This window comes from Microbispora catharanthi (assembly GCF_006334915.2).
Taxonomy (GTDB): domain Bacteria; phylum Actinomycetota; class Actinomycetes; order Streptosporangiales; family Streptosporangiaceae; genus Microbispora; species Microbispora catharanthi.
Map to the genome: position 1 here is coordinate 27,568 of NZ_VDMA02000001.1, position 12,919 is coordinate 40,486.

Annotated in this window: 9 protein-coding genes; 1 reads left to right on the plus strand and 8 read right to left on the minus strand. The window is 71.6% G+C overall.

The window, feature by feature from the left end:
* Positions 1-35: 35 nt before the first annotated feature.
* From FH610_RS00150 to FH610_RS00185, 8 genes are all read right to left on the minus strand, one after another.
* Positions 36-2,258: a P-loop NTPase fold protein gene (locus FH610_RS00150; RefSeq protein ID WP_139572082.1), complete on the minus strand. Its 2,223-nt coding sequence runs from the start codon at positions 2,256-2,258 to the stop codon at positions 36-38.
* Between the two features lie 101 nt (positions 2,259-2,359).
* Positions 2,360-4,942: a CBM35 domain-containing protein gene (locus FH610_RS00155; protein WP_139572083.1), complete on the minus strand. Its 2,583-nt coding sequence runs from the start codon at positions 4,940-4,942 to the stop codon at positions 2,360-2,362.
* 179 nt (positions 4,943-5,121) lie between these two features.
* Positions 5,122-6,003 carry a carbohydrate ABC transporter permease gene (locus tag FH610_RS00160; protein WP_205825422.1) on the minus strand — a complete coding sequence of 294 codons (882 nt, stop codon included), beginning with the start codon at positions 6,001-6,003 and terminating at the stop codon, positions 5,122-5,124.
* Complete coding sequence (locus tag FH610_RS00165) at positions 6,000-6,953, minus strand: carbohydrate ABC transporter permease (RefSeq protein WP_205825423.1); 954 nt, start codon at positions 6,951-6,953, stop codon at positions 6,000-6,002. The genes FH610_RS00160 and FH610_RS00165 overlap by 4 nt, the downstream gene beginning before the upstream one ends.
* Positions 6,954-7,044: 91 nt before the next feature.
* Positions 7,045-8,379 carry an ABC transporter substrate-binding protein gene (locus FH610_RS00170; protein ID WP_139572084.1) on the minus strand — a complete coding sequence of 445 codons (1,335 nt, stop codon included), beginning with the start codon at positions 8,377-8,379 and terminating at the stop codon, positions 7,045-7,047.
* Between the two features lie 78 nt (positions 8,380-8,457).
* A complete protein-coding gene (locus tag FH610_RS00175) occupies positions 8,458-10,638 on the minus strand; it encodes a glycoside hydrolase family 36 protein (RefSeq protein ID WP_205825424.1) in 2,181 nt (726 codons plus the stop codon).
* Between the two features lie 310 nt (positions 10,639-10,948).
* Entirely contained in the window at positions 10,949-11,995 is a 1,047-nt protein-coding gene (locus tag FH610_RS00180) for a LacI family DNA-binding transcriptional regulator (RefSeq protein WP_205825425.1), read from the minus strand.
* Positions 11,976-12,641, minus strand: a complete 666-nt coding sequence (locus FH610_RS00185; protein WP_139572086.1) for a hypothetical protein — start codon at positions 12,639-12,641, stop codon at positions 11,976-11,978. The genes FH610_RS00180 and FH610_RS00185 overlap by 20 nt, the downstream gene beginning before the upstream one ends.
* Before the next feature lie 83 nt (positions 12,642-12,724).
* On the opposite strand from FH610_RS00185, the gene FH610_RS43445 reads away from it, so the two are divergent.
* Complete coding sequence (locus tag FH610_RS43445; RefSeq protein WP_205825426.1) at positions 12,725-12,913, plus strand: hypothetical protein; 189 nt, start codon at positions 12,725-12,727, stop codon at positions 12,911-12,913.
* Positions 12,914-12,919 lie beyond the last annotated feature (6 nt).

Sequence of the window (12,919 nt, forward strand, 5' to 3'; positions counted from 1 at the left end):
GTGGTTCTGGGAGCGGTGCAGCCACCCGTCGGCGACTACGTACGGAGCGGTGCCAGGTCGTCGCCCGCTCCGGAACAGGCACGGACCACGTCCGCCGTGAGCGTCACCCCCGGTACGCCGCACAGCACCTCATGAAGGTCCCGCGAGGCCGCCAGCTCCTGGAGCGACTCCGGCAGGTCCCGCACGCCGGAACCTTCTGTGATCCGATCGACGGCCTCGGGATGCGACTCCAGGTAGTCCGCCAGCTCCGGCCATCGGATGCGAAGAAGCGTCCACAGCGCGAGGGCGTCGGTCGGCACCAGGCTGCCCTCCAGAACGCGCACGGCACGCAGGACGGTGTAGGTGTTGACGAACCGTTTCATCGCGCGCGGATTGCTGTGCAGCAACCGGGAGAACTTCGCGAGGGCGTGGTGGGAGACGTCCTGTACGCCGGCGTCGAGGATCCGTTCGACCGCCTGCGAGGCCACGATCTCGCGGACCCGGGGGTCGGCTTTCGCCAACGTCTCCAGCACCTCGATTTCGTCGTTGCTCGTGGTGAGCGCCGCACGGACCTGGTCGGCGGTGGCCGGCGGGGGCTTCGCGACGCTCACACCGAGCAGCTGGCCGAAGTACAGGTCCCGGCTGGCCCCGCCGAGTTTGGGCATGGGGACGCTGAGCTGGAAGAGCTTGTCCAGGAACAGGTAGCCGATCGGACGCCCCGGCTCGGCGACCGCCGATGTGAACGTCTCGTAGGCGTTCTCGTAGGCGCAGCGCAGCCAGGCGCCGTCCATCGCGACGACGAAGCTCGGGGCGTGGAAGTCCGGAGTGCGGCGTAAGGGCCGACGCCAGTGCTCGGGCACGTCGCGGACGAGCGTCTGGACGGAATCGAGGAAGTTCACCACGTAGTCGGCGTTGCAGCGGTCGAGGTCCTCCACGAAGACGACGATGGGCCGGCCGGCGTGCCGCACGAGCCAGGCGATGTGCTCGGCGACGTCGTTCATGGGGTCGGTGTGGGACTGCTCGAAGGTGCGGGCCCTGCGCGCCGACCCCCACATCGCGTACCTGCTGACGAGGATCCCGGCCGTCCACAACGCGCCGGCCGCGCCGACGAGGGTGGTCACGGTCTTGAACGTCGGCTCGACGCTGCGGACTGTGATGACGCCGGCCCTGAACAGGAACGCGGCGAGGAGCGCCGTGCCGACCAGGAGCAGGCCAGAAAGCACCTGAGGGGCGCCGTCGCGACGGACCCGCGCGAGAAGCTCTCGCACGAGGAAGAAGGGACGTCGCCAACGGGGCCTGTGCTGGACGACCGCCTTGCGGACCGTGGTGAGCAGCGCCCACCAGGGTGGTTCGATCCGCACATGCCGCCAGGTGTCGAAGAAGGCCACGATCGAGTCGCTCCGCAGGTCGCGGGCGAGCAGTTTGAGCAGGGTGCTCTTGCCCGTCCCCCACGAACCGTCGATGTGCACCAGAAACGACGCGTCCGGGGACTCCGTCCGCGCGTGGCGCAGTTGCCTGGCGAGCACGTTCGCCAGCGCGGCCCGCTTGAGCACATCGTGGTCGGCCGGCGCGTCGCTGACCCACTGCGTGCGCTCCCGGCCGCCGGGCGCGAACTCGCCGGGCCTTCGGCGCCGGTCCTCGGGAACCTCGGTGGCTCGCTCCCGGGCAGAGCGGATGACGGCGTCGAACTCCGGCCACATCGCGGCGAGAGCGGGAGCCGGGCTCATGTATCCGGCTCTGCCGTTCGGCCTGTCCGTCGCGAAGAGGATGCCGAGCACCGCGCCGAGTTCGGGGCTCCAGACGGGCGCTCCGGAGTAGCCGGCCGTGAACCCCGCGCTGTCGGTGGCCTCCAGTTGGACGGCGCCGTGCGGCAGGCTTCCCACCGTGCGCCCGGACGCCCAGCGCCCGTCAGAGTAGCCGTGCGGAAAACCGTAGGCGCTGACCTGAAGGCCCGGCGGCGCGGCGGCGGCGAACTCGACCGGCCGGACGTCCGGCAGCGCCGTTTCCAGCCGGAGGACGGCGAGGTCCCCGGGCCCGAGATCCGAATCGGGCTGCGCCGGCGCCAGGAAGTGGACACCTGCCCGCGAAGGCCCCGTGCGGAGGAACGGGAAGTCCACGAGCACGGTCTCCGGCTGTTCCCCCCTCCCGCGGGTGATCACGTGCGCGCACGTCAGCACGAGATCCGCGGCGACGAGCACGCCCGCGCCCGCGACCGCCCCCGTTTCGTCGGCGATACGGGCGACGGCCTGCTCGACTCCGGAAGCCGGGGGAGTGCTCATGGTCACATCGTCCTACGCCCCGACGGGACATGCGGCACGTCTCACCCCCCAGACGTCGACGGAGGCACCACCCGCATGACGGGTGGTGCCCCCTCTTCCGGTCACTTGGCCGTGTTGTCGACCTCCAGCACGAGCGGCGCGAGCTCGAACCGGTCCAGGTTGGGCGCGTACGCCGTGGCGTTGCCGAGGACGAGCGCCCCGGAGGCGGTCGTCAGGGTGAGCGGCGTCGCCTGGGACCAGAAGTTGTCCCACGCGTAGCTGTGGCGGAACACGCCGCGCGTCGTCGCCCCGCCCGTCTCGGTGATGTCGAGGAACCGGCTGATGACGTCGGTGTTGTAGGGGTGCCCGGTGTTCCTGTCGGCGTTGGCGTAGTGCGCCACGAGGACGTACTCGCCCGGGCCGAAACCGCTGGGCCGGGTGAGGGTGAGCGTGTTGCCCGCGCCGTTGCCGACGTCGCCCACGTAGGCGCCCGCGGAGGCGTTCGAGCCGCTCGTGGCGGGGACGGTGACCACGCGGGCCGTTCCGGCGCGCTGTGCCTGCTCGGCCTCGACGCGGTAGGCCGCCGCGTCCGCCTCCTCGGCCCTGACCGTGGTCAGGCCGCGCAGCCGCAGGCCGGCCGGGCCGCCCACCTCGACCACCGAGACGCCGGTGGGGAGGTACACGCGGGCACGGGAGGCCGCCTCACCCGGGCGCGTCGCCCGCACACCCGGGATCCGTCGTCCGTCGACGCGGACGTCGAGGTCGCCGGCTCCGGCCGCCTTGTAGGAGAAGGTGAGGTCGTAGTAGCCGTCCTCGCTCACGGCGGCGAAGAACGTGGCGCGGGCGCCGCCACCGAGGGTGACGGCGGCGCCCTTGCCCTCGCGGGTCATGCCCGCGCCGCCGGACAGCCGGGCCTCGTCGGCCGGGTACGCCGCCCGCTCGGGGCCGGTGATCTCGGTGAGGTCGAACTTGTCCAGCGTGACGTCGCCGCCCGGCAGCAGGGTCGTGCCGTCGGCGCTGGTGCGCAGGGACAGCTCGTGGGTGCCGGCCGTCAGCTCGACCTCCACGTCGGTGCGGCCGCGGTAGGTCCAGCCGAGGTCGGCCGAATACTGCACGATCTGGTCGAGCGTGCCGTCCACGAACAGCGCGTGCCTGCCGGGAGCCTTGTTCGCGCCCTGGAAGATGCCCAGGCGGTAGCGGCCGTCGCGCGGCACGGTCACCGGGAACGTGACGGCGGAGCCGGCCTTGTTCATGGAGCCGACGTCCCACTTGCCGGAGGTCGCGTAGATCTGCGGGTCCGCGGTGGTGTCCTTGCTGTACGCCTGCGCCGAGGTGAGCGTGGCCGACTCGGCCTCCACCGAGACGCTCCACGGCGCGTCGGCCGCGGGTGCGCCGCCGCTCGACGGGACGATCGTGACCCGGTAGGCGGCCATCACGTCGCCGCCCGGCAGGTTCACCTGGAGCGTGCCGCCACGCAGGGTGGTCCGGGTGGCCGCGACGACCGGCGGCTGCACGGCGTCGCCCTCGTAGCCGGTCCACGTCGTCTTGGACACGACGACGTCGACCTGCGTGCCGAAGACCGCGGAGTCGAGCCCGGAGACGTCAAGCCGGACCGGCGCGGCGCCGCCGCCGACCAGCACGGTGCCCCGCCGTACGGAGGGGTCGACGGCCGCGAGGGCCTGGACCGTGTCGGGGACGTTCGGCTGCGGCGGGGTCACCTTCACCGTCTGCCCGGTCAGGTCGGCGTACCACTTGAGCAGCCACCACGCGCCGTTGGCCTGGCGGGTGCGCACCGCGTGGTCGGAGAGGTTGCCGGCGTAGGTCCAGAACGCCATGTCGGCGTCCACCTTGGTGTCCTCGAACATGGTGATCCACTGGACCATCTGGCCGGGGACGGACATGTCACGCCGGTTGCCGTACTCGTCGATGTTGATCGGCAGTGGGCCGACGCCGAGGTCGCGCTCCATCTGCCGGTAGTTCTCGTAGTGGCCCCGGTAGTCGGCGAGGCTGCCGCGAGACAGTTCGTGCCAGGCCATGATGTCCGGCAGGCAACTCTTCGCGCCGCAGGTGTTGTCCTTGGCCCAGGTGAGGAAGTCGCGCAGGCGGCCGGGGTTGTAGCTCGCCTCGTTCGGGCCGACGACGCGGGCGCCGGGGTCGATCGACCGGATGCGCTCGACCACCGCCTTCCAGTCGCTGAAGAACTTCTGCTTGAGCTGGGCCCAGTTCTGGTACCAGATCCAGTCGGGCTCGTTGAACGGCACCCAGACGAACCTGTCCTTGTCCTGCGGACGCTCCGTGACGACCTTGCGCACCATCGCGTCGACCTTGGCCAGGTAGTCGTCGATGCCGAGGTTCTCGTAGGGCCACTTGCTGTAGACGTCCTGCATGTAGACGACGATCTCCTCGCCGCCCGCCGACAGGAAGCCGTCCGCGATCTTGAGTGCGTCGCCGTTGGGGTGCTGGTCGCCGTCCGGGGCCTTCTGGGCGACCGTACGCGGCCGGGCGCCGGCGACGAGGGGGTCTCCGGGGACGCCCGGGTCGGACAGGCCGTACAGCATGCCTGTCGCGCCGCCGTGGACCGGCCCGGTGCGCTGCCCGAAGTCCACCGCGACGACGTCGGCGGCGGCGGTGTCCGCGCCCGCCGGTCCGGCGACGGGCCCGGCGGTCAGGGTCGCCGCGGCCAGGGCCGCGGTCGCGGCCGTCACGCGGGCACGCCGGGATGACCTTTGTCGGTGCATGGGTGTCCTCTCCTGTTACCGGGGCGCGCGAGCGCCCGGAGGGGGTGGTACGGCGGGCTCGGCGGGCACCGCCGGGATCGGAGGCGAAAGGGTGGGCGCCGTCGTTGTTCGACGGCGCTCACTTCACGGCGCTCACTTCACGGCGCTCACTTCACGGCGCCGCTCGTGATGCCGGAGATGATCTTGCGCTGGGCGACGGCGAAGACCACGACGAGAGGCAGGCTCATGAGGATGACGTAGGCGAAGATGAGGTGCCAGTTGTTGAGGTAGAGCCCCGCGCCGGCGACGCGGAAGAGGTTGAGCGGCAGGGTGTCGAGGCGGCCGCCGACCACGAAGAAGGCGTAGAAGACGTCGTTCCAGACGTAGAGGCAGACGAGGATCGTGGCGGTGGCCAGGACCGGCCGCAGCAGGGGCAGGACGACGTGGAAGAAGACGCGCACGGGCCCGGCGCCGTCGATCTGGGCGGCCTCCTCCAGCGAGGTGGGGATGGTGCGGACGAAGCCGGTGACGAAGAAGATCACGGTGGACATGTAGATGCCCATGTAGACGCCGATCATCCCGACGGCGCTGCCGGCCAGGCCGAGCTGGCGTAGCAGCAGCACGACCGTGATCACCGCAGGGGGCAGGATGATGCCGCTGATGGCGAGCGCGTACAGCACGGCGTTGAGCCGGGTGGCGCGCCGGGCGAGGATCCAGGACGCCATCGACCCGAGGATCAGGACGCCGACCACGGCGGGCACCACGACGAGGAGGCTGCCGAAGAACGCGGCGGGCACCTCGCCCTGGCTCCACACCTCGCCCAGGTTCTCCAGCAGGTGCCAGTGGGTGGGCGGGGTGAGGTTCGGGATGAGGGCCTCGCCCCGCGACTTGCCGGCGGTCGCCACGACGAGCCACAGCGGGATGCCGATGGTGACGAGTGCCAGCGCCGTGGCGGCGAACGGCTGCAGGCGGGTCGGGAACGAGGTGTCCCTGGCCACGGAGCCGGTCACGGAGGAGGCGTGCCGGCGGGCGGGGGAGCGCGGCGTCAAAGGATCTCCTCGCGCTTGCGCAGGATGCGGATGACGGGGAAGGCCATGAGCGACACGAGCAGGAACAGCACCAGGCTCATGGTCGTGGCCTGGGCGAACAGGCCCTGTCCGAAGGTGCGGTAGATGAAGATGTTGAGGATCTCGGTCGTCCGGGCCGGACCGCCGCCGGTGGTGGCCTGCACGATGTCGAAGCCGTTCATCGAGCCGAGCAGGGCGGTGGCGACGTTGAACGTGATCGCGGGGGCGAGCAGCGGGAAGCGCAGGCGCCGGAACGCGTGCCACCGCGACGCGCCGTCGATGCGGGACGCCTCCATGATCTCCTCGGGGATCGTCTTGAGCCCGGCCAGGTAGATGAGCATGGACAGGCCCATCCACTTCCACGCGTGGACCAGGGCGACCACGACGATGGTCCAGTGGGTGTCGCCCAGCCAGGCGTGGTCCACGTCGTGGCGGAAGATCTCGGAGAGCAGTTGGTTGAGGCTGCCCTCGGGCTTGAGCAGGGCCTGGAAGATGTAGCCGACGGCGAGGGCGGACATCAGCACCGGGATGAGGAAGAAGACCCGCAGCGTGCGGTTGAGCCAGGTGTCGCGCTCCAGCAGGAGGGCCAGGCCGAGCCCGAAGAGGTTCTGGAAGACCGCCACGAGCACGGCGTAGACCACGGTGACGCGCAGCGCCGAGAACAGCGTGCCGCTGGAGGCGAGGTCGGCGAAGTTGTCGAACCCGACCGGCCTGATGGCGCTCTTGAAGCCCGACCAGTCGGTGAACGCGTACACGAAGTTGAACGCGGTCGGCAGGAAGAAGAACACCAGCAGGATCGCGAACGCCGGGGCCATGAACCACATCGGGTGGGTCCGGTCCGGCCTGCGGCGGGTGCGACCGGCGGGACCGCGTGAGGCGGGCGGCGGCGCGAGCGGCCGGTCCGGGACGGGGGTGTCCGTGGCAGTCAGCATGGCATGTCCTCAGGTGCCGGGCGCGGAGACGGGGGCGAGCCGCGGCCTCCGCGCCCTGTCGATGGGCCTGTCGATGGCGAGTCGTCGGGCGTCAGAAACCGGCCGCACCGGCGGCCTTGGCGAGCTGGGCGAACTGCTCCTGAGTGGTGGAGGCCACCTGCTCGGGCGTCAGGGTGCCGGTGATCATGTCGGCGAGGTTGATGTACAGGTCGGGGTTGGCCACGGCCAGGGCCTGCATGGAGCCGACGGCCTCGCCGAGGGAGTCGTGCACCTGTTGCAGCGCCTTGGGCACCGAGGCCGGGCTCGGCACGTCGGTCTCCAGGGAGACGGTGTTGCGGTCGGCGATGAAGTCCTTGTAGCCCGGGCCCATCCAGAACGACAGGAGCTGGCGCGCGGCGGCCTCGCGCTTGGCGTCACCGGTCTTGAACGCCACCAGGGCGTTGGACTGGTCGGGGATGAAGGTGCCGACGTTGCCGCTGGGGGAGATCGGGAAGAAGCCGATCCTCTTGTCGAGGGTGGCGGTGTCGGCGGTGGCCTGGAGCTGGCCGAAGAAGGAGTTGACCTGCACCACCATGGCGGCCTTGCCGTCGAGCAGGGCCTTGCCCTGGTCCTCGAACCTGGCGGTCTTGATGTCCTTGTTGAACAGTCCCTCGTCGATCAGCGACTTGTACTTCTTGATCGCGTCGAGCACGACCGGGCTGGAGAAGGTCTCCTGGCCCTTGTTGATCTTGTCCCAGAGCCCGTCCTCGGCCGCGTCGGCGAGCTGGACCTGGACCCACCACTGGGTGGCCCACCGGTCGCCGGCCATCTCGTAGAAGGGGGTGACGCCCTTGGCCTTGAGCGTGCGGGCCAGCTCGACCATCTCGTCGAAGGTCTTCGGGGTCTCGGTGATCCCGTTGGCCTCGAAGACCTCCTTGTTGTAGTAGACGCCCTCGACGGCCGGGCTGGTGACCAGTGCGGCGTACCGCGTGCCGTTCAGAATCCCGGTGATGTCCTTGAGCTGAGGCGCGAGCTTGGACAGCCAGGGGGCCTGGTCAAGCGGCTGCAGGTTCGTCTTGGCGTTGAGGGCCGTGAGCATGGAGGCGGTCGGCTGCCAGAACGCCAGGTCGGGCTTGTCCCCGGTCGCGACCTTGGTCTGCACGCCCTGCTCGTACGGGTCGGGAATGGTGACGATCTCGACCTTCGCGCCCGTGGCCTTGCCGAACGCGTCGACGACCTGCTTGGGGACGGTGTTGCTGTTCTGTGCGGCCCAGATCGTCAGGGTGACGCCGTCGAGCTTGGCCGTCGGCTCCGCCCAGCCGGCGGCGGTCGCGTCGCCCGCGGTGCCGCCGGTGGCGTCCGTGGAGGGGTCCACAGAGGGGTCGCTGCAGGCCGCGGCGCCCGCGGCGAGTACGGCGACGACCGCCAGGGTCTGCCATTTCTTCATGGTTTCGATCTTTCTCCTGGGGGGCGCCCGGACCGCAGGCCCGGGATTTTAGAGCAGAAGGAATTAATCGGGCGAAAGTTATGAGACGGGTGAAATGCGAAAGATGCGGGCAGAAGGGCCGGAAACCGGCTTGGTGAGGACGAGCCGGCCCGTCTCCTGGTCCCACTCCCCGTCCCAGGCGGGCAGGTGGCGGGGGTAGACGACCTCGACGTCGATCCGGCGTCCGGCGAGGTGGGGGAGGGACAGCGAGGCCGTCGCCCGCTCGTCCGCGCGGCACCAGACCCCCACGTACGTGTGGTCCGGCGTGGTCAGGCCGAGGCTGAGCCAGGGATCGGCCCAGCCCGGAAGCCCCAACGGCCAGACGGGGACGGCCGCGGCCAGGTCGGTGCGGATGTCCCGGTAGGCGGCGACGGCCGCCCTGACCGCCTGGCGCTGCGCACCGGTCATGGTGGGCAGGTGGCCGGACAGGTAGAGGCGGCCCAGCATGCCGGTGCACAGGCTGTAGGCGACCCGCTCGTCGTCCATGTACGGCTGGGGGTAGGCCCAGCTCGCCGACTGCTCCGGCAGGACGGACAGGGGAGCGGCCACCGCGATCGGGGGATAGAGCAGGGGGTCCTGCTGGTCGCTGGTGGACTGGAGCTGCATGCGCGACAGCAGGGCGTAGTCCATGCGCATCGCGCCGGAGGCGCAGTTCTCCAGGATCAGGTCCGGATGGCGGTCGAGGACCGCCTCCAGCCACGCCAGGTGGGCCCGGTTGCAGGCGAGCAGCCCCGCGCCAGGGCTCGCGGCGTCCACGTCGGTGCCCGCGCCGGGGTCGATGTTGTAGTCGAGCTTGAAGTAGCCCACGCCGAGCTGCTCCACGAGCCGGTCGACGACCTCGTCGAGATGGGCGACGGCGGCCGGGTGGCGCAGGTCGAGGTGATAGCGGCCGTGCTCCACGATCCTCGTGCCGCCCCGCTGCAGGAACGCCTCGGCGGGCAGCTTGTCGGCCATCGGGCTGCGCACGCCGATCACCTCGGGCTCCAGCCACAGGCCCGGGACCATGCCGCGCCCCCTGATGTGGGAGAGGACCTCCTCGATGCCCCCCGGGAAGCGCGTCTGGGACGGCTGCCACTCGCCCACGCTGTCCCACCAGTCGCCGTCGTCGTCGTACCAGCCGGCGTCGACGCAGAACACCTCGGCGCCCGCCTCGGCTGCGGCGTCGATCAGCGGGATCAGCTTCGCGGTCGTCGGGTCGCCCATGAGGGTGTTCATGTAGTCGTTGAACACGACGGGCAGGCGGGCCAGGTCCTGATGGGGGCGCACCAGGGCGCGGCGGTGGGCGGTCAGGGCGGCCGCCGCGCCGGGCAAGGCATCGGAGGCGCCGCGCGACGCACCGGAGGCGTGTAGCCCGCCGAAGACGTCGTGCAGCCGGCCGGAGGCTCCGTGCGGCCCGCCGGAGGAGACGGCCACCGACGCCGGGACCGTGGTGAACGACTCGCCGGGGGCGAGGACGGTGTGCCACTGGTGGTCGATGTCGGTGGGGCCGAGCAGTGCGACGTAGGCGCCGTCCCTGCGCTCGCCGACCTCCCATCGCCACGGGCCGTTGTGCTCGACCTGCCACAGCCACGCCCGGCCCGAGTCCGGGTCGAGCAGGCCCGCCGTGGGCAGGTGCTGCCCCGTCGACCAGGTGCCCGTGCTGGTGACCGCCAGGCGGCCCCGGCCGTCCTGGCCGTGCAGCGGCAGGTTGAGGTCCGCCATCTCCTCGCGCAGCGGCCGTACGCGCCAGCGGCTCTCGCCCAGCCACTCGCTGTCGGCGCGCACGACCTGCAGCCCGCCGGCCGAGCCGGCCGGGAACCCGGCGGCGAACGAGGTCACGCCCAGCACGACCGCCTCTGCGGTGCCGCGGTTGGCGATCGTCGTCCAGGACTGTACGGCCGGCACGCCCTCGGCCGAGCGCAGGTGCGCGTGCGCCTCCAGGCCGGTCTGCTCGTCCCGCAGGGTGACCCGCAGCTCGTGCCACTGCCCGTCGCGGACCTGCTCGGCCCCTACGTAGGTGAAACGGCGGCCGACGGCGGTGTCGGAGAAGCGGTGGGAGGCCCGCGCCCGTCCCTGACCGGCCGTCAGCACCTCCACGAGAGGCTGCGCGGGCGGCCTCGGCCCCGGATCGCCCGCGCCCAGTTCGCGGATGCTCACCACACCGTCGGGTGATATGGCGATCACCACCCGAAGTGCCGAGTGCCCCCACACCAGGCTGGTCTCGGTGTGCCGTGAGTTCACCTGCGTCTCCTGACGGTCGAGCCGGGTTCTCCGGCGGTCATGGCGGCGTGCGGGCCGTGACGGTGACCCTCGCGAGGAGAACGGCCTGGGCGGCGGGAGCCCGGGCGTTGTTCCTTGCATGCATGTGACCGGTCACATCCGCACGAATGTGAGTGTGACCGGTCACACGATCGAGGGGAAGGCTCCGTTACGTTGTTGTTAATAACATCCGGCGGCGCACCAGGATCGGCCGTTGGCCGCCCCAGCACCCCCACGGCCCCGTGAGCTCTGGGGGCCGTGACCGTGGGTTACCGCGCGCCGCGGATGCGGCTCACGCGCGCGGAGGCGCCGTGGACTCGCGCACCACCAGCCGCGGCGGCGTCAGCGACACCGCGGGCTGAGGCGCCCCGGCGAGCTCGGCCAGCACCGCCGCCACCGTGGCGCGGCCCAGCCCGGCGAAGTCCATCTCCACTGTCGTGAGCGCCGGCGTCCAATACTCCGAGCCGGGCACCCCGTCGAAGCCCACGATGCTCACGTCGCCCGGCACGTCCTTGCCCGCCTCGAACAGCGCGCGGCGCACCGCCAAGGCGATGTCGTCGTTGCCGCACAGAATCGCGGTCACGCCGGGGTCGGCGGCCAGGACCCGTCCCGCCTCGTACGCCGATCGCACGTCCCAGCCCGCCGGCACCACCGGAGGGACCGCCGCTCCGGCTTCGGCCAGCGCACGGCGCCAGCCCGCCTGACGTCCGCTGTGCTCCGACTCCGAGGGGATCGCCACGTGATGGACGGTCCGGTGTCCCAGGGCCAGCAGGTGCCGTGTCGCCTCGGCCGACGCCTGCTGCTCGTCCAGGCAGATCGCGGGCCGCGCCACACCGCGCACGCCCGGCTCGATGGCGGCCGCCGCGGGCAGGGACTCGGGGAGCGCGTGCAGCACCGCGATGCCGGCCGCGTCGAACGCGATCACGATCACACCCCCGGCGCTCGGATCGCTGACGTAGTCGGCGGCGTTGCGCACGTCGCCCTCGCGGTCCGACTCGACCACCCGCACCCCGACGGCCAGGCCCTCGACCCGGGCCGCCTCCTCGATTCCCTGCAGGGTCGAGGCGTAGCCGTACAGCATGGTGTCGGAGGTGACCACCGTCACGCCCCGCGCCCGCCCCGTCCCCAGCGCCCGGGCCACCCGGTTGGGCCGGTACTGCAGCCGTTCGATGACCTCCATGACGGTCCGCCGCGTATCGGCGCTCACCTTGGGTGAGGCGTTGAGCACCCGGGACACCGTCTGCCTGGACACGCCCGCCGCCGCCGCGACGTCGCGGATGCTCGGCACCGTCTCCCGGCCGGGACGCGGCGAGGGCACCTCAACAGGGGTTTCGTTCACGCCCCCATCGTGATCGGTCTGCCGAGCCGGGGTCAAAACCGCCGTCCGGATCGAGCGGTCCCGAGCCCCCGGCCTCCCCCTCCGGCAGGACGTCCTCCGGCCGCAGGGCGAGTAGCAGGCCGAGCATCGTGTATCCCACGAACAGGTGACCGCCGCCGACCCACCGGGGCGCCCCGCCCCCGAGCAGCACGTACGCGGGGACGGTGACGACGGCCCAGCTCTCGGCGACCAGAGGCCACCAGCGCAGCACGCCCCTCCAGCGGCGGGCCGGCAGGAGCTTGACGCTGATCACGAACATGCCGAACATCGACAGCGGCCAGAACAGGTCGAGCACGCCGAGCAACACGCCGTCGCCCGCCGCCTCGGGCAGGATCGCGTGCAGCAGCGACCACACGCTCGCCAGGGCGAGCAGCACGGCCTCGATCCTCAGCATGATCACACTGGTCCGCGAGGTGCCCGTGGCGCCGGTCCGCGACTGCACGGTGAGCAGGCCGAACAGGCCGATCTGGAAGGCCAGCCCGCCCAGGTCGGCGATCCGTCCGAGCGTCCCGCCCGCGCTGACCGCGGCGCTGCCCGCGCTGCGGCTGGTGGCGCCCGTGTCCGTGCTCAGCCGGCACGGAGGAGTGCCGCTTCCGCCCGAGATCACCCGGCTGGCGCTCGACCCGGTCGCCGGATCTGCGCTCTGCGGTCGGCGTCGCCGGGACCGCCGGACGCCGCGGCGCGGTAGCGGTGCACCGTCACCGCGAACGGCACGACCAGGCTCACCACCACCACCGCCGCCGAGGCGGGGGCTACCTGCTGAAGGGGGCGAACCAGGCCGAGATCCTGCGGGCCGTCACCGCGGTCGCCCACGGGGAGGCCATCATCCGGGCCCGGGACGCGGGGCTCGGCCGTGGACAGGGCGGCAGCCGGCCCTGACGACGG

Coding starts and splice junctions, on each gene's coding strand:
- FH610_RS00170 (WP_139572084.1), bottom strand. CDS start 8,379: ATGAAGAAATGGCAGACCCTGGCGGTCGTCGCCGTACTCGCCGCGGGC.
- FH610_RS00165 (WP_205825423.1), bottom strand. CDS start 6,953: ATGCTGACTGCCACGGACACCCCCGTCCCGGACCGGCCGCTCGCGCCG.
- FH610_RS00150 (WP_139572082.1), bottom strand. CDS start 2,258: ATGAGCACTCCCCCGGCTTCCGGAGTCGAGCAGGCCGTCGCCCGTATC.